At 67.6% G+C, this 15,817-nt stretch carries 14 protein-coding genes; 7 read left to right on the forward strand and 7 right to left on the reverse strand.

Features of this window, described 5'->3' with window-relative positions:
- Window positions 1-11 precede the first annotated feature (11 nt).
- Complete coding sequence (locus CR157_RS05800; RefSeq protein ID WP_110282538.1) at window positions 12-1,433, reverse strand: FAD-binding oxidoreductase; 1,422 nt, start codon at window positions 1,431-1,433, stop codon at window positions 12-14.
- A 196-nt stretch (window positions 1,434-1,629) separates the two neighbouring features.
- Here CR157_RS05800 and CR157_RS22950 point away from each other — a divergent pair, with 196 nt between their 5' ends.
- Entirely contained in the window at window positions 1,630-1,755 is a 126-nt protein-coding gene (locus tag CR157_RS22950; RefSeq protein WP_258364070.1) for a hypothetical protein, read from the forward strand.
- A gap of 108 nt (window positions 1,756-1,863) precedes the next feature.
- Window positions 1,864-2,277, forward strand: coding sequence for an alternative ribosome rescue aminoacyl-tRNA hydrolase ArfB (gene arfB, locus CR157_RS05805; RefSeq protein ID WP_110282539.1), 414 nt, complete (start codon window positions 1,864-1,866; stop codon window positions 2,275-2,277).
- A gap of 3 nt (window positions 2,278-2,280) precedes the next feature.
- Here arfB and CR157_RS05810 read toward each other — a convergent pair whose 3' ends face one another.
- Both CR157_RS05810 and CR157_RS05815 read right to left on the reverse strand, forming a co-directional pair.
- Window positions 2,281-3,330, reverse strand: a complete 1,050-nt coding sequence (locus CR157_RS05810) for a proline racemase family protein (protein ID WP_110282540.1) — start codon at window positions 3,328-3,330, stop codon at window positions 2,281-2,283.
- Entirely contained in the window at window positions 3,327-4,463 is a 1,137-nt protein-coding gene (locus CR157_RS05815) for an alcohol dehydrogenase catalytic domain-containing protein (RefSeq protein WP_110282850.1), read from the reverse strand. Before CR157_RS05815 ends, CR157_RS05810 begins: the two co-directional genes overlap by 4 nt.
- Window positions 4,464-4,820: 357 nt before the next feature.
- Here CR157_RS05815 and CR157_RS05820 point away from each other — a divergent pair, with 357 nt between their 5' ends.
- The gene (locus CR157_RS05820) at window positions 4,821-5,981 is read left to right on the forward strand and encodes an MFS transporter (RefSeq protein WP_110282541.1); all 1,161 of its coding nucleotides are present in this window, start codon (window positions 4,821-4,823) and stop codon (window positions 5,979-5,981) included.
- Between the two features lie 15 nt (window positions 5,982-5,996).
- On the opposite strand, the gene CR157_RS05825 is transcribed toward CR157_RS05820, so the two are convergent.
- Complete coding sequence (locus CR157_RS05825; protein ID WP_110282542.1) at window positions 5,997-7,232, reverse strand: DUF3422 domain-containing protein; 1,236 nt, start codon at window positions 7,230-7,232, stop codon at window positions 5,997-5,999.
- A 107-nt stretch (window positions 7,233-7,339) separates the two neighbouring features.
- Window positions 7,340-8,308: a magnesium transporter CorA family protein gene (locus CR157_RS05830; RefSeq protein ID WP_110282543.1), complete on the reverse strand. Its 969-nt coding sequence runs from the start codon at window positions 8,306-8,308 to the stop codon at window positions 7,340-7,342.
- Between the two features lie 231 nt (window positions 8,309-8,539).
- On the opposite strand from CR157_RS05830, the gene CR157_RS05835 reads away from it, so the two are divergent.
- Window positions 8,540-9,436 carry a universal stress protein gene (locus CR157_RS05835; RefSeq protein ID WP_110282544.1) on the forward strand — a complete coding sequence of 299 codons (897 nt, stop codon included), beginning with the start codon at window positions 8,540-8,542 and terminating at the stop codon, window positions 9,434-9,436.
- A 53-nt stretch (window positions 9,437-9,489) separates the two neighbouring features.
- On the opposite strand, the gene CR157_RS05840 is transcribed toward CR157_RS05835, so the two are convergent.
- On the reverse strand, window positions 9,490-11,205 hold the full coding sequence (locus CR157_RS05840) for a formate--tetrahydrofolate ligase (RefSeq protein WP_110282545.1): 1,716 nt from the start codon (window positions 11,203-11,205) through the stop codon (window positions 9,490-9,492).
- Between the two features lie 46 nt (window positions 11,206-11,251).
- A complete protein-coding gene (locus CR157_RS05845; RefSeq protein WP_110282851.1) occupies window positions 11,252-11,965 on the reverse strand; it encodes a DUF3581 domain-containing protein in 714 nt (237 codons plus the stop codon).
- Between the two features lie 316 nt (window positions 11,966-12,281).
- Between CR157_RS05845 and nhaD the strand changes: the two genes are divergently transcribed.
- The 3 genes from nhaD to CR157_RS05860 all read left to right on the forward strand — a co-directional run bounded on the left by nhaD (window position 12,282) and on the right by CR157_RS05860 (window position 15,770).
- On the forward strand, window positions 12,282-13,766 hold the full coding sequence (nhaD, locus tag CR157_RS05850; protein ID WP_110282546.1) for a sodium:proton antiporter NhaD: 1,485 nt from the start codon (window positions 12,282-12,284) through the stop codon (window positions 13,764-13,766).
- A gap of 383 nt (window positions 13,767-14,149) precedes the next feature.
- Window positions 14,150-14,584: a hypothetical protein gene (locus CR157_RS05855; RefSeq protein WP_219999882.1), complete on the forward strand. Its 435-nt coding sequence runs from the start codon at window positions 14,150-14,152 to the stop codon at window positions 14,582-14,584.
- Window positions 14,553-15,770, forward strand: coding sequence for an OprO/OprP family phosphate-selective porin (locus CR157_RS05860; protein ID WP_219999883.1), 1,218 nt, complete (start codon window positions 14,553-14,555; stop codon window positions 15,768-15,770). The genes CR157_RS05855 and CR157_RS05860 overlap by 32 nt, the downstream gene beginning before the upstream one ends.
- The last annotated feature ends 47 nt before the right edge of the window (window positions 15,771-15,817 follow it).

Below are 15,817 nucleotides of genomic sequence, written 5' to 3' on the forward strand. Positions count from 1 at the left end.
CCCGACGCCGGTCAAGCCAGCCGCACCGGGGCGATGTTCTGATTCAGGCGGAACAGGTTGGTCGGGTCGTAGCGGGTCTTGATCTCGACCAGCCGATCGTAGTTCTGCCGATAGTTGGCACGTACCCGATCGGCGTCGTCCCCGGACATGAAGTTCACATAGCCCCCCTCCTCGGAATAGGGCCGCAGCGCCTGATGGTAGGCACGTCCCCAGGCGATGTTGTGCTCGCTGTCGGCGGGGTCCGGCCAGCTCGGGCCGAGCACCGTCGCAAAGGTGGCGTCCCGGTAGGCGAACGCCGTGGCGTCGGGCGCGACACGCTGGCAGGCGCCATCGACGGGAAACAGCAGCGTCGCGCTCTGCAGGCACGGCATCCGGGCGCCGAAGTCGAGATGCACGTCGATCGCTTCGTCGGTCAGCTCCCGGGTAAAACAGCCCTTCCAGTAGTGATGGAGCCCGGCGGGCAGCAGCTCGTCGAACAGGGTATTGATCACCGGGTAGGGCAGGCGCTGGACAGCCTGCCCCACGACGGGGCCGAGGCGGCCGAGCCGCTCGCGTATCGCGTCGTCCTCGGTTGTCGACCCGCTCCAGCAGGTCAGCACCACGACCACCGGCCGGCCGTGCCACTGCTCGGGCACGAACGGCAGCGGCGGGCCGAGGGTGATGCCGAGCACCGCCCCCAGCGCCTCGGGCGCCTCGGCGATCAGGGCCCGGTAGCCACGGATGACCTCCGCCTCGAGCGGATAGAAGGTCGGCCCGCCGAGGATATCGGCCACCTCATGCAGGCGGTACTCGAACGAGGTGACCACGCCGAAGTTGCCGCCCCCGCCGCGGATCGCCCAGAACAGGTCCTCGTGCTGGCCTTCGCTGCAGGTCAGGAAGCGGCCCTCGGCCGTGACCACGTCGGCCGACAGCAGGTTGTCGCAGGTGAGCCCGCAGCTCCGCGCCAGGTAGCCGAGGCCACCGCCCAGGGTCAGGCCGGCGATGCCGGTGCTGGAGACGATCCCGCCGGTCGTCGCCAGGCCGAAGGCGGCGGTGGCATGGTTGAGGTCGGCCCAGGTGCAACCGCCCTCGGCCCGGACGCGGCGACGCTCGGGGTCGACCCGGAGGCCGCGCATCCGCTCGAGCGACAGCACCAGGCCGCCATCGCAGGTCCCGAAGCCGGGGACGCTGTGGCCGCCGCCGCGCACGGCCAGGGGAAGCGCGTGCTCCCTGGCGAAGGTCACGGCCGTCATCACGTCCGCGACGCCTGCCGCCTGGACGATCAGGGCCGGGCGGCGATCGTGAAGGGCGTTGTAGACCCGGCGCGCCTCGTCGTAGCGCTCGTCATCGGGCTGGATCAGCGCCCCGCGCAGGCGCTCGGCGAATGAGCGAATCGCGTCCGCGCCCAAGGTGATAGCGTCGCGACGCTGTGTAGTGATTCCCGGATCTGCCATCACCCACCTCCCATTCGTTACGTTGCCAGACGATGCCAGGCCTTGCCCGCCGCCGCCCCATCCACGGCACAGCGACCGGGATTGGGCGGGGGGACACGGAAACAGGCCGTGGCTCCCCCGCCATGGGTTACATTCAAGGAATAGCAGACGCCCGTCCCCAAGGCGTGACACACGGCATTTATTTGCTTGAATTCGGATGGCGCGCGGCGCCTTCCCCGAGCACACCGGCTGCCTCGACTGGCTGACGGCGCTCGACCCCTACCGGCGCCGCACCGATGCCGAGCACTACCTCGAGGGATTGCGCAAGGCGGGCTTCGAGTAGACGGGTGTCACGCACCAACACGGCCCATGCCCTCCGGGGGCAGCCGGCAGGCCGGGGACTGCCGATATGGTAGCCTGACACCATCGAGCCCTGACCACGAGGCATGCCATGCTGACCATCTCCAATACGGTGGAACTGGCCGATTGGGAAATCGACATCAGCCAGATCCGCGCCCAGGGGGCGGGTGGGCAGAACGTCAACAAGGTCGCCTCCGCGGTGCACCTGCGTTTCGACATTCTCGCCTCCAGCCTGCCGCCCTTCTACAAGGAGCGCCTGATGGCCCTCTCCGATCAGCGTATCAGCAAGGAGGGCATCATCGTCATCAAGGCGCAGAGCTTCCGCACCCTGGAACTGAACAGGGAGGACGCCCTGGCGCGCCTCAGGGAGCTGATCCGCAGTGCGGTGAAGCAGCAGAAGGCCCGCCGGCCGACCAAGCCCACCAAGGGGTCGCAACGCCGCCGGGTGGACAAGAAGACCCGCAAGGGCAAGACCAAGGCGCTGCGCGGCAAGGTGCCGGTGTGATCCCTACTCCGGCGAGGCGTGTCCGCTGGTGAGGATATGGTGCAGGCCAGCGCACTCCACCAGGGGATCCGCGCAGTTGACGACGATTTCCGAGCGGGCGAGCACATGGCTCTTGCCGGTGATGGTGTTCTCCACCACATGGCCGCCATTCTCTTCGCGAATACCGGTGAACTGGCCGATGAAGCCCGTCTCGCGCAGCGAGACGGTCTCCAGCTTGTCGCCGGGCTTGATGCTGCCCTCATGGTGCATCAGCGCCAGCCGCGCCGAGGTGCCGGTGCCGGTGGTGCTGCGGCAGATCACGCCGGGGTGCACGTAGGTGGTCGAGCGCGAGCGGTAGAAGTCGTCGGCCACCTGCTCCACCGGCCCCATGAAGTGCAGGAAGGGCAGCGGCCCCACGTCGCCCAGGGTGTAGTGGGAGAAGCCGCGCTCGGCCTGGACCGCCTCGACGATCCTGTGGGCACACGCCGCCAGGTCGCACTCCTCGTCGCGGGTCAGATGGAAGCCCAGCGCGGCGGCGTCCACCAGGGCATAGAAGCCACCGCTGTAGGCCACCGAGTAGGTCACGTCGCCGATGGTCGGCACATGGATGCTGGCGTGGTAGGTGTCAATGTAGCTGGGCAGCCCCTCGCAGGTGATCGCCTCCACTACACCGTCCTCCACCAGCGCCTCGATGTGCACCAGGCCCGCCGGCGACTCCAGCACGAAGCGCTGGCGCCCCTCCTGCTTGGGCACCAGGCCCAGCTCCAGCACCGCCGTGGCGGTGCAGATGGTGTTGGAGCCGGAGTAGATGGGGTAGCCCATCACCTCCATGATGATGTAGCCCACCTGGGCCTCGGGGTGGCTGGGGGACACGAGCAGGTCCACCGACATCTCGGGAATGCCGTAGGGCTCGTGCAGCAGCAGCTTGCGCAGGCCGTCGGCGTCGTCGCGCAGGTAGTGCATCTGCTCCCTGACCGTGGCGCCGGGCAGCAGGTCGATGCCGCCCGTGACGATGCGGCTGACGTCGCCGCCGGCGTGGGTGTCCATCAGCTGGAAGACGAGTTTCTCCTTCATGCCTGTCCCTCGAGCGCGAAGGGAGCGCCATGCTCATCCCATTGGCTATCGGGAACGATCACGATCTTGCCCAGGTAGTTGCTGCCGCGGTTGACGAAATAACGCTCCGCTTCGTGCAGCTCGGAGAGCCTGAAGGCCGCGTGCAGCACCGGCTTCAGCTGCCCGCTGCGGATCCAGGCCACCAGCTGCTCGGCCTCTTCGCGGGTACCGTGGGAGACGCCGAAGATCTGTACCTGGTAGAGGTAGATGCGGGTCCACATGATCTCGCTGAGGTTGCCGCCGCTGGCCCCGGCGATGGAGAGCCTCGGGTAGCTGTCGCGGCGCCGCATGTCGAAGATCATGGTGTCGATGAAGCGGTCGGTCATCTCGCCGCCGACCAGGTCCATCACCGCCTCCACAGGCGCGCCGCCGGTGGCATCACGCACCCGGTCGACGAAGGTCGGCAGGTCGCCACGGTCGATCACCGCCTCGGCGCCCAGCGCCAGCAATCCCTCGGCCTTGTCGGGCTGGCTCACGGCATAGGGAATCGCGCCGACGATGCGGCACAGCTGGATCAGCGCGGTGCCCACCCCGCCGCTGGCGCCGCTGACCAGCACCCGCTCGCCGGCCTTGACGCCGGCCGAGGTCATCATGTGGTAGGCGGTCTGGTAGGAGCACATGCCCATGGCCGCCAGTTCGGCGTCGGCGAGCTCGGGGTTGGGCACCTGATGGAACTGGTCCGACGGCACGGCGATGTACTCGGCGAAGCCGCCGTCGGCCCCGTGGCCGTAGTAGTCCGGCATCAGGTTGAGGTCGCGGCGGGCGTCCGGGTAGAGGTTGAAGTCCAGCAGCCCGCGCTCGCCGATGCGCGAGGCGTCCACTCCCTCGCCCACGGCGACCACGCGCCCGGCCACGTCGGCGCCCTGGATGCGCGGGAAGGTCAGGGTCGGCGCGCCGCCCATGGCGAAGGAGGTCACCTCGCCCTTGTCCTTCGTCGGGTAGAGGCCCTCGCGCGCCTTGCGGTCGGTGTTGTTCTTCGCCGTCGCCGTGACCTTCACCAGCACCTCGCCCGGCCCGGGCGTCGGGGTGGAGACGTCGTCACGGTAGACCAGCTTGTCGATGCCGCCATGCCCGGTCAGCAGCATGGCCGCCATGGTGGCCGGAACGTTCTCCGGAAGGGTATCGGATGCCACTTGTCTCAACCTCCTGGCATGGATGGACTTTCAGCCGTGGTCACAGAGAGGGGGTTCCCCTCAGTCGAGGATTGAAACACGATCGCGGCCGTACGGGACATGGTGAGCCGGAAGGATTCTTTCTGAATTTCACCGCAGTTGTGTGCCTTCTTCCTGCTCGGATTTCACCTGAACGCCGGCTCGCCTGGAGCGCACACAGGTGGACGCACCGATCCCGCACGAGGGAGGGGCATCGGGCTCTCCTCCCCCCGGGGGAGGAGTGACTCGCGAACGGATCGTGCGACAATCCTCCCTCGCCAACGACTCCATGGAGCGGACATGCTGGCCTTCGCGACCCGGCACCATCACCGGGTGACCCTGACCTACTTCCTCGCCTTCCTCGCCATCGGCATGAGCGGCGGCCTGCTGGGGCCGGCGCTGCCGCACCTGGCGGAGATGACCGGCTCGAGCATGGGCCAGATCGCCATCCTGTTCACCGCCCGGGCACTGGGCAACATGCTCGGCTCGGTGGTCTCGGGAATGCTGGTGGACCGCTTCCCGGGCCATCGGGTGCTGATCGGCATGGCCCTGCTGATGGCGGCGGGACTCGCGGCGGTCCCCTTCAGCCAGGCCCTGGCGGTACTGACGGCGGTGGTCTTCCTGCTCGGCTTCGCCGAGGTGTCGATCAATGCCGGCGCCAATACCCTGCTGCTGTGGACCCATGGCACGGCGTCGCCCCCCTGGATCAGCGCCCTGCACTTCTGTTTCGGGCTCGGCAACATGCTGGTGCCGCTGGTGCTGGTGGCCGCCCTGGCGCTGACCGGGCACGTCGCCTGGGCCTTCTGGGCGGTGGCGCTCTACTGCCTGCTGCTGCTCAAGCCGCTGGCCGGACAGGCCAGCCCCCAGCCGGGGCGCAGCGATGGCGGGGAGCGACCGTCCCCCCCGCCCCGTGACAGCTGGCGGCTGGCGATCTTCCTGCTGATGTTCGGCCTCTACGTGGGCATGGAGATCACCTTCGCCGGCTGGATCACCGCCTACGCCACCCTGAGCGGCATGGCCCCGGGCGACGCGGCCCTGCTGGTGACGCTGTTCTGGCTGACGCTCTCCGCCGGGCGCCTGCTGGCGATCCCGCTGCTGCGGCGGTTCTCGCCCTGGCGCGTATTGCGCGGCTGCCTCGTGCTGGGGCTGGCCACCGCCCTGGGGCTGCACCTGGGCTGGCTGCCGCTGCCGGGGGTGGCGCTGCTGTTCGGACTCGCCGCCTCGGCGATCTTCCCCACCCTGTTCGGGCTCAGCAACCGGCTGATGGCGATGAACGGGCGCACCACCGGGCTGATCTTCCTCGCCGCGGGCAGCGGGGCCATGATCGTGCCGTCACTGACCGGCCCGCTGCTGGAGTGGGCCGGCACCCGGGCCTTCCCCCTGCTGCTCGCCGGCCTGGTGGGGCTACTGATGCTGGGGCTGCTCGCCCTGCAGGCCCGGGTGAAGCGCGGGGCGCCATGATCGCCCGCCCCTCGCTCAGTGCTGCTTGACCCGCCAGATCCGCCAGGCCAGCAGGCCGACGATCAGGATGCCCAGCGGCCCCAGCACGGTGGCGGCGAGGCGCGGCTCGATCGGTATGCCGAGCGCATCGAGCCCTTCGAGGGACAGCTTGAACAGGCTGAAGATGTAGTAGCTGATGACGATGATCGACAGCCCCTCGACCGCCTTCTGGATCTTCAGCTGGCTGCTGGAGCGCTCGTTGAGGCTCTGCAGCATCGCCGAGTTCTGTTCCTCGATCTCCACCTGGGCGCGGGTCCGCAGCAGGTCGTTGAGCCGCGCGACGCTCTGAGCCAGGCTCTCCTGGCGCCGATTCACCGCCGCGCAGTAACGCACCGTGGGCAGGAAGCGTCGCATCAGGAAGGTGCCCAGGCGCTGGCAGTCCCCGACCCGCGTCTCGCGCAGCTCCTCGATGCGGGTGTAGACGATGCGCGCATAGGCCTCGGTGGCGCTGAAGCGCTGCCGGGAGCGGGCCCCGCTGCGCTCGAGGCGCGCCGACAGCAGCGAGATGGCCGCCAGCAGCGGGCGCGGGCTCGCCTCCTGCTGGTCGGCGTTGTGGTCGGAGAGCTCGCCGAGCTCCATCTCGTAGTCCCGCAGCTCGGCGCCGAGCTCCTTGGCCAGCGGCAGCGCCAGCGAGGCCATCATGCGGTAGGTCTCGATCTCCAGCAGCCGCCGGGCCATGCGTCCCAGGCGGAAGTCGTTGAGCCCGCGATTGACGAGCAGCAGGCGGTTGACGCCGTTCGCGTCGAGCCTGAAGTCGCTCCAGACGGTGGCGTCGCCGCCGCCGATCCGCGAGCCGGCGGGGTCGCGGAAGCCGTAGGCCGCGGTGTCACCGCCCCAACGGGACTCCGACTCGGTCAGGATCAGGGTGGCGTTGATCAGCGCCGCGCGATGCGCCTCGGCGATGGCGGCCAGCCATGGCGGTGGCGGCGGCCAGGCCTCGCCATCCGCCGCCCGCGGCACCATCAGCGTGAGGGTGAAAAACTCCGTATGCCGCTCCCATTTCAGCACCTGGCCATCGTCGAGGGTCAGGATGTCCTGGACGGCATCCGGCGTCAGCCGCGTTCCGGCCAGCTCACAGAGCCGCGGGACGATGCCGTCGCCGACGCCGTCGGTATCGAGAAAGGCGTAGTGGTACAGGTGGGCCGGCTCCACGAAGTAGATGGAGGGCCGGGCATGGAGCTCGTTGTGCAATCGCTCTCGCTGGGGGTGCATGGTCGGGCCTGAAAAGGAGGTGGAGCCCCGAGATTAAGGGCTCGCGGCGGTCAGGCCAACCGCCCTGCGTCAACTCGCCTCGTTCCCGGTCACCGTCGCAGCCCCTTTTACAGCCACTTCTTGCGCCGGAACACCCAGAGCAGGCCGACGCCGATGACCAGCATCACGACCAGCACGATGAAATAGCCGTAGCGATAGGCCAGCTCCGGCATGTGCGCGAAGTTCATGCCGTAGATGCCGGCCAGGAAGGTCAGCGGCACGAAGATGGCGGTGATCACCGTGAGGATGCGCATGGTGGTGTTGAGCTGGTGCGACGAGATCGAGAGGTAGCCGTCCACCAGGTCACCGCAGATGTCGTAGTACATCTGGGTCAGGCTGTGCAGCCGCTCGAAGCGCTCGAAAACGTCGTTGATGGCGTGCAGGGTCGCCGGGTTCTCGCGGGGCAGGTGGCGATAGTCGTAGGCGATCAGTTCCTGGGTGATGCCCTTGTGATAGTTGAACAGCCGGCGCATCTTCACCAGGCGCGACTTGTAGGCGACGATCCGGCGCATCAGGCGATCGTTGCCGGCCAGCTGCAGTTCGTCCTCCAGGTCGCTGATCTCGGTCTCGAACTCCAGCAGACTGTTCAGGTAGTAGCCGGCGGAGGCATACATGATCCGCAGCGCCACATGCTCGGGAGACTCCCGGAGCAGGGGGCCGCCGTCGTGGGCGAAGAGCCGCTCGATGCTCTCGGCACGGCCGGGATGCAGGCTGATCAAGTAGTCCTCGCCGAGGAAGAAGGCCATCTGCTGGGGCTCGTAGTTGAGCTGGGCGTCGAAGGAGGAGATGCCCCGGTAGATGATCAGGGTGTGGTTCTCGAACTCCTCGATCTTGGGCGGGTGACGCTCGCGGTGGGCATCGTCGATGGCCAGCGGATGACTGTCGAACTGCTCCAGCAGGCGCCGCTCCGTCTCCCGGGGCTCGCCCTGCAGGTCGATCCACAAGCGACTGCCGGCCTCCCGTCGCCAGCGTTCGATCAGGGCCTCGTCGCCCGGCAGGATCCGGCCGTCGGTGGTCGCCAGCAGGGTGCGGATCATGGTCTCTCCATCCGTTGAGGGTCTGCCACGACCATAGGCCAAGCCGGCGACGGCTGCACCCGACAGAGCGTCCCGCCAGGGTGACGTTCGTCAAACGGCCAAGAGTGGCCTGAACCGCCGAGCGGCGAGACGCCTCGGCGCGGGCTGCGCTACGCTTTGTCTATCGGCAGGGACCGACGTCGACTGCCGCGCTTTCATGCACCCGATTCAGGCAACGGGGAGAGGAGGTCGATGAGTGAGCACGTCTCGCAGGTAATCGTGCCGGTGGACGGATCGCCGACGGCCACGGCGGCGGCACGCCATGCCAGCCTGCTGGCCCGGCTGCTGGATGCCCCGCTGCAGCTGCTGCACGTGATGCCGCTCCATCCGGCCGAGCTCAGCGACATTCCCGCCAATCGCCGGGTCGACACCGACCACGACCGGGCACTGCGTCATGAGCAGGCCGCCACGGCCTTCGCCCTGGCCCGAGAGGCCATCGATCCCGCCCTGGCGCTCAGCCCCACCGAGGTGACGCTCGAGGACGCGACCTTCATCCGGCACCCCGAACGGGCCATCGTCAATCACGCCAGCCAGCATGCCGGCTGCCTGCTGGTGCTGGGTGCCCGACACCTGAGCAGCATGGGCAAGTTCATGCAGGGTAGCGTCAGCAACGAGGTGGTGTACCGGGCCCGCTGCCCGGTGACCATCGTGCATGCCGATGCCAGCCTGCGCGAGGCGTCCCGTATCGGACGAGTGCTGCTGCCGGTGGATGGATCCGCGCACTGCTACAGGGCGGCCGGCCTGGCCGGTGACCTGGCGCGCAGCGCCGGGGTGCCAGTGGAGCTGATCTTCTGCCAACCGGGCGCCGGGCCGACAGACGACGATGGCGAGGAGGAGAGCCAGTCCGGGCGGGTCTTCCGGCTGGCCCGGGAGGCGTTGGGGGAGGTGCCGGCGGGCACCGAGGACGTGCTGCTGAACGAGGAGCGCTTCGCCGAGGCGATCGTCGCCCGGGCCCGGCATCACGCCGACGATGCCCCGATGATCGTCATGGGGCGGCGGGGTCTCGGCAAGTGGCGGGGGGCACTGCTGGGCAGCATCAGCCAGCGGGTGATCGATCTGGCCCCCTGCCCGGTGAGCGTGATGGTCTGACGCGGCCGGCCCGGCGCCACGCCGCGCTGATCCACGACGCCATCAGCATCGCCTCAGGCCAGCCCGATGACATTACCGTCGGCGTCCAGACCCATCGCCAGTGCCGCCGGCTCCCGCGGCAGGCCGGGCAGTGTCATGACCCGGCCACAGATGGCCACCACGAAACCGGCACCCGCCGACAGCTTCAGTTCATGCACGCGCAGCAGGTGGCCGGTCACCAGGCCGCCGTCGGCCGGATCGTCCGAGAAGCTGAACTGGGTACGGGCGATGCACACCGGCAGGGTGCCGAAGCCCTGGTGGGTCAGCCGATCGAGCTGTGCCTGCGCCAGTGGCGCCAGCTCGATGTCCCGGGCGCCATAGAGCCGGGTCGCGATGGTACGCAGGGCCTGCTCGACGGGCAGGTCGTCCGGATAGAGCGGCGCCACCCCGGGCCCTACCGGTCCGGCGTCCAGCCGTTCCAGCACCCGGCGGGCCAGCGGCCGTGCTCCCTTGCCACCGCGGGCCCAGTGGTCGCTCACCGTCATGCTCACCCCCAGGCCCCGGCAGCAGTCAGCGAGCCGTGCACACTCGTCGGCGCTGTCCGAGGCCAGGGCATTGAGGGCCACCACCGGTTCGAGGCCGAAGGCGCGTGCCACCTCGACCTGGCGAACCAGGTTGCCCAGTCCTCGCTCCAGCGCCACGCGATCGGGTGTGTTCATGGCCTCGCGACTCGCGCCACCATGAAAACGCAGTGCCCGCAGGGTGCAGACGATCACCACCGCGTCGGGATAGATCCCCGACTGCCGCGACTTGATGTCGATGAACTTCTCCAGCCCCTGGTCGGCGCCGAAGCCTGCCTCGGTGACCACCACCTCACCCAGCGCCAGGGCGGCGCGGGTGGCCATCAGCGAACTGCAGCCGTGGGCAATATTGGCAAAGGGCCCGCCATGGATCAGCACCGGGTTGTGCTCCAGGGTCTGCACCAGGTTGGGGGCCAGGGCATCGCGCAGCAGCACTGCCATGGCGCCGGCCGCCTGCAGGTCCGCCGCGGTGACCGGGGTGTCATCGGCGCGCCAGGCCACTACCATGCGCCCGAGCCGTCGCTGCAGGTCGGCCAGGTCCTCCGCCAGACAGAGGATCGCCATGACCTCGGAGGCGGCGGTGATATCGAAGCCGGTAGCGTGCCCGGCGCCGTTTCCCGGGCCAGTCGTCACCCGGCGCAGGGAGCGGTCATTGAGGTCCACCACCCGCCGCCACACCACCCGCTCGGGGTCGATGCCCAGCGCGTTGCCCCAGTAGAGATGATTGTCGATCAGCGCGGCCAGCAGGTTATGGGCCGCGGTCACCGCATGGAAGTCGCCGTTGAAGTGCAGGTTGATGGCCTCCATCGGCACCACCTGGGCACGACCGCCGCCGGCGGCACCGCCCTTCATGCCGAACACCGGCCCCTGGGAGGGTTCGCGCAGGCAAGCCAGCGAAGGCACGCCCAGCCGGTTGAGGGCATCCACCAGGCCCACGCAGGCGGTGGTCTTGCCCTCGCCGACGGGCGTGGGGGTGATCGCCGAGACCACCACCAGCCGGCCACGGGGCCGTGCCTTCAGCTCGTCGAGCAGTTCGAGGGACAGCTTGGCGCGATGCTGGCCGAAGGGCACCAGGTGCTCCGGCGTGAGGCCGAGGCGCGCCTTGGCCAGCGGGAGGATCGGTTCGAGCCGAACCCGACGGGCGATCTCGATGTCCGGAAGCGGGGTACCTGTGCCGGCTCCCTCGCCCCCGCCGGAGGTCTTGGGCATGCCTCACCTGCTGGCCGACGCCATCGCCGGCGAATGTCGCATCACCTCAGGCGCCGGTCTCGTAGGCCGCCTTGAGGCGATAGAACTCGGCCACGATGTCGTCCATGGCGGCGGGGTCGTATTCACACAGGCCGCTGACCACCAGCTTCTTGGAGCCGGTACCGATCTGCTCACCGTCGGCGGCGATGCGGAATTCCAGCAGGGCATCGCCGCGCTTGCCGGTGACCTCGAGCGACGAGCGGGCCAGCTCCAGTCCGGGCGCCAGGGCGTCCAGCCGCTCCAGCGAGAAGCCCATGCTGTCGTAGATCACCAGCGGACGACGCGGATTGAACATCACCCCCTTCTCCTCCATGAGCGGCTTGAGATAGTGGGGGAAGTTCTTGCCCGAGAAGGCCACGTAGCAGCGGGTGAAGGCCTCGACCACCGTCTCGTCACGGGTCGTCGCGCCGCTGCGCTCCACCTCGAGGTACGACTTGCCGCCCTCGTCGCAGACGCGGACCCGGCCGTCGTCGAGCTCCTGGAAGCATAGCGGCGTGCCGTCGCCGACCATGTTCAGGAAGCGGAAGCTCATGTGCTGGGAGAGGCCGAAACGGGCCAGCACCAGGGCGAACAGCAGGTCGCCGGGCACGCAGAAGCGGCGGGCATCCGGGTTGTGGATGGGGTTGTAGTCGCCGGCGATTCGCTTGGCGAACCGACTGGCCTGCTCCGCGGAGATGCGTACCCGCTGCCCCGTGGGCGTATGGAATTCATCGAGAAACATGCTGCTGTGCCTGCCCTGCATCGTTGGCGATCCATCTTCTGCCGGCCACTGCCGGAGGGCAGATGATGCCATAAAACCCGCGGCAACGAAGCCTTACCGAAGATTACCATGACAGGGGGCAACCACGGGAGCGGAGCCTGCTGCCCCCCGGCAGGCCCCCCCTGACGCTCCCGACAAGCTGAGCAGAGTATGCAAGGACGGCATGGGAAAACGGGGCGATTAGCGACTTTCGTTCATATTGCATCGCATCATGGTGTGATAGAATCCGCGCGACTTTCTAACCCTTCCCTTCCTCTTTCCTCAGGACATTTCAGCCATGCTGACACCCTGCAAGTCACTCCAACGACCCCGGCGTCCCGCCTGGTGGTCGAGCCCCCTCGTTCTCGCGGTCCTGGCCCTGCTGTTCAGCCCCTTCGCCCATGCGGTGACCGGCGAGCTGGACTTGACCAGCACCTCGGTTGGCTTCCTGGCCGTCGCCATCTTCGTCCTCGCCTACGCCCTGGTGATGGCCGAGGAGAAGATCCATATGCGCAAGTCCAAGCCGGTGCTGGTGGCGGCAGGCATCATCTGGGGCCTGATCGGCTGGGTCTATGTACAGAACGGCATGTCTGCCGATTCCGAGCATGCCTTCCGCGTGACCCTGCTCGAGTTCACCGAGCTGATGCTCTTCCTGCTGGTGGCGATGACCTACATCAACGCCATGGAGGAGCGCCGGGTCTTCGATGCGCTACGCTCATGGATGGTCCGCAAGGGCTTCAGCTACCGCTCGCTGTTCTGGATCACCGGGGTGCTGGCCTTCGTGATCTCGCCGATCGCCGACAACCTGACCACGGCCCTGCTGATGTGTGCCGTGGTGACCAAGGTCGCCGAGGGCGACAAGCGCTTCATCAACCTGGCCTGCGTCAACATCGTGGTGGCGGCCAATGCCGGTGGCGCCTTCAGCCCCTTCGGTGACATCACTACCCTGATGGTCTGGCAGGCCGGCATTGTCCAATTCTACGAGTTCTTCGAACTGCTGGTCCCGTCGCTGGTCAACTTCCTGATCCCGGCCGTGGTGATGAGCGCCTTCATCAAGAACCGCAAGCCGGACTCGGTCCAGGAGGACGTCTGGCTGAAGCGCGGCGCCCGCCGCATCATCGCGCTGTTCCTGCTCACCGTCGCCACCGCCGTGGCCGGCCACACCCTGCTGCACCTGCCGCCGGTGCTGGGCATGATGACGGGCCTTGGCTACCTGCAGTTCTTCGGTTACTTCCTGCGTTGCACCCTGCCGCGCTCCCTGGAGCGCAAGCGCACCCGCTACAGCCAGCGCGGCGACTGGAAGAAGCTCGAGAGCCTGGGCAGCGTGGTGCCCTTCGACGTGTTCAACCGCGTGGCCCGCGCCGAGTGGGATACCCTGCTGTTCTTCTACGGCGTGGTGATGTGCGTCGGCGGCCTCGGCTTCATGGGCTATCTGGGCCTGCTCTCCGAAGCCCTCTACACCGGCTGGAATGCCACGGGCGCCAACATTGCCCTGGGGGTGATCTCGGCGGTGGTCGACAACATCCCGGTGATGTTCGCCGTGCTCACCATGCAGCCGGACATGTCCCATGGCCACTGGCTGCTGATCACGCTGACCGCCGGCGTCGGCGGCAGCCTGCTGTCGATCGGCTCGGCGGCCGGCGTCGCCCTGATGGGCCAGGCCCGCGGCAACTACACCTTCATGGGCCATCTCCGATGGGCCCCGGTGATTGCCCTGGGCTATGCCGCCAGCGTGGCCACCCACCTGTGGCTGAATGCCGACAGCTTCGCCATCTACGGCTGACCTCTCGCCCGGCGGCACCCCGCCGCCGGGACTCCCCCTCGTACCGAGCGTTGAAGCAAAAAACCCTACATTGCCTTCCAGTGATGTAGCGTATCAGGTTATGGTGGCTCGAAAAGGCACGGCCGGGTCCGGGTAGCCCGCTGATCTGACCGCGATTTCCCCGACATACCGACAAGGGCTCGGGCAACGAGCCTGGAACGACTTGCAGGGAGCCAGCGTCATCGACTCATACACGCCTGGAGTGCGGGCCAAGACCGTACCGTGCATGAACCTGACGTTCATCAGACGACAACGGGAACTCTTCACGCGATGCAGCCCCTCGTCCTGAACCGCGCTACTGCAGTGGCGACCTCACGTGTCTCGACAGACGGCGAGCCGGGCCCATGGCAAGGCTGACGCAGCGCCTGCTGCTGGCCCTGCTGATGCTGGCGGGCGCCTCCTCGGCCACTGCCGAGGAGGCGCCCGTGCTGCTCGTTGCCCATGCCGGTGTCGATACCCGGCAGCTGACTCGCGATACCACCCGGGCCATCTTCGCCATGCGCCAGCGTACCTGGCCCGACGGCCAGGCCGTGCGGGTCTTCGTGCTGGCCAATGACCATCCCGTGCACGCGCGCTTCGCCAAGAAACGGCTGGCGGTCTACCCCCACCAATTGCAGCTGGCCTGGGACCGCATGGTCTTCTCGGGCACTGGCCAGGCACCCAACCGCGTCACCACCCAGGCCGAGATGCGCGAGCGTCTTGCCAGCACCCCCGGTGCCCTGGGCTATCTGGAAAGGGAGTACCTGGATGATCGTGTCCAAGTCATTACGATGGACTGAGGCCTGTGCCGGCATGCTGCTCGGCGGCCTGCTGCTGATCACCAGTGCGCAGGCCCGGGCCGAATCCCCTGTACTCGACACCCTGCAGATGCATGGCTTCCTTAGTCAGGCCCTGGTGATCACCGACCGTAACGACTTCTTCGGCCCCAGCAGCAGCGGCCTCGGTAGCCTCAAGTTCACCGAGATCGGCGCCAATGCCTCGATTCGCCCCCATCAGGATGTGCTGATCGCTGCCCAGGTGCTGAGTCGCCGCGCCGGTGGCGACGGCAGCGATGCCGAGCCCGTGCTGGATTACGGCATCATTGACTACCAGATGCTCTCCAATCAGCGTCGCACCCTTGGCATTCAGGTCGGCCGCTTCAAGAATCCCTTCGGCTTCTACAACCAGACCCGGGACGTGGCCTTCACCCGCCCCAGCATTCTGCTGCCTCAGTCCATCTATTTCGACAGGACGCGCTCTCTGGCCCTTTCAGCAGACGGAGCCCTCGTTTACGCCGAAGAGCGGCTCTCGAAAGGCACGGTGCGGGCATACGCCGGTGTTGGCGACACTCAGGCCGGTGACGACCTGCGGCGAACGCTTCGACTGGATGCGGTTCGGGGTGACCTTAAATCCAAGACCTCGGCGATCGCCCAGGTTCGTTATGAACATGATGGCGGTCGTTTCGTGGCCGCGCTCACCACGGCGAGTGCCAATGCGCGCTTCGAATCCGGCATTCCCGGCCTCAGCAATGGCGGTTTCTTCTTCGAGCCCTGGGTGTTTTCCCTGCAATACAATGAAGAGCTCTGGAGCCTCACCGGGGAGTTTGCCCTGCGGAAATCGGGCCTCGAAGGCTTCAACGATCCCAGGTTCAACTTCGATGTGACGGGGGAGAGCTGGTATGTCCAGTATACCCGCCGCTTCCATGACGACTGGCAATGGCTGGTGCGCTATGACAGCCTGACCAGCAACCGCGATGACCGCTCGGGCAAGGCCTTCGAAGCCAGCGGTGCCGGTCCCGCTCACTCCCAGTTTGCCGATGACATCACCCTGGGACTGCAATGGAACGTCAACCCCCGGGTGCTGTTGGCCGCCGAGTATCATTATGTCGACGGTACCGGCTGGCTGCCCATTCAGGACAACCCCGACCCGAGCGAGACCAGCCGCCGCTGGAACATGCTGCTGTTCCAGCTTTCGCTGCGCTTCTGACACGCCGGGCTCGCGGCATCCCCTCCACCGGCCCGGGACATGCTGGA

The sequence above is a fragment of the Halomonas sp. LBP4 genome (assembly GCF_003202205.1).
GTDB classification, from domain to species: domain Bacteria; phylum Pseudomonadota; class Gammaproteobacteria; order Pseudomonadales; family Halomonadaceae; genus Halomonas; species Halomonas flagellata.

Excerpts from the sequence above, each read along its gene's own strand:
- CR157_RS05835 (WP_110282544.1), top strand. The coding sequence starts at position 8,540 with ATGAGTGAGCACGTCTCGCAGGTAATCGTGCCGGTGGACGGATCGCCG.
- CR157_RS05860 (WP_219999883.1), top strand. The coding sequence starts at position 14,553 with ATGATCGTGTCCAAGTCATTACGATGGACTGAGGCCTGTGCCGGCATG.
- CR157_RS05845 (WP_110282851.1), bottom strand. The coding sequence starts at position 11,965 with ATGTTTCTCGATGAATTCCATACGCCCACGGGGCAGCGGGTACGCATC.
- CR157_RS05820 (WP_110282541.1), top strand. The coding sequence starts at position 4,821 with ATGCTGGCCTTCGCGACCCGGCACCATCACCGGGTGACCCTGACCTAC.
- CR157_RS22950 (WP_258364070.1), top strand. The coding sequence starts at position 1,630 with ATGGCGCGCGGCGCCTTCCCCGAGCACACCGGCTGCCTCGACTGGCTG.
- CR157_RS05825 (WP_110282542.1), bottom strand. The coding sequence starts at position 7,232 with ATGCACCCCCAGCGAGAGCGATTGCACAACGAGCTCCATGCCCGGCCC.
- CR157_RS05830 (WP_110282543.1), bottom strand. The coding sequence starts at position 8,308 with ATGATCCGCACCCTGCTGGCGACCACCGACGGCCGGATCCTGCCGGGC.
- nhaD (WP_110282546.1), top strand. The coding sequence starts at position 12,282 with ATGCTGACACCCTGCAAGTCACTCCAACGACCCCGGCGTCCCGCCTGG.
- CR157_RS05815 (WP_110282850.1), bottom strand. The coding sequence starts at position 4,463 with ATGGCGGCCATGCTGCTGACCGGGCATGGCGGCATCGACAAGCTGGTC.
- CR157_RS05810 (WP_110282540.1), bottom strand. The coding sequence starts at position 3,330 with ATGAAGGAGAAACTCGTCTTCCAGCTGATGGACACCCACGCCGGCGGC.
- CR157_RS05800 (WP_110282538.1), bottom strand. The coding sequence starts at position 1,433 with ATGGCAGATCCGGGAATCACTACACAGCGTCGCGACGCTATCACCTTG.
- CR157_RS05840 (WP_110282545.1), bottom strand. The coding sequence starts at position 11,205 with ATGCCCAAGACCTCCGGCGGGGGCGAGGGAGCCGGCACAGGTACCCCG.
- CR157_RS05855 (WP_219999882.1), top strand. The coding sequence starts at position 14,150 with ATGGCAAGGCTGACGCAGCGCCTGCTGCTGGCCCTGCTGATGCTGGCG.
- arfB (WP_110282539.1), top strand. The coding sequence starts at position 1,864 with ATGCTGACCATCTCCAATACGGTGGAACTGGCCGATTGGGAAATCGAC.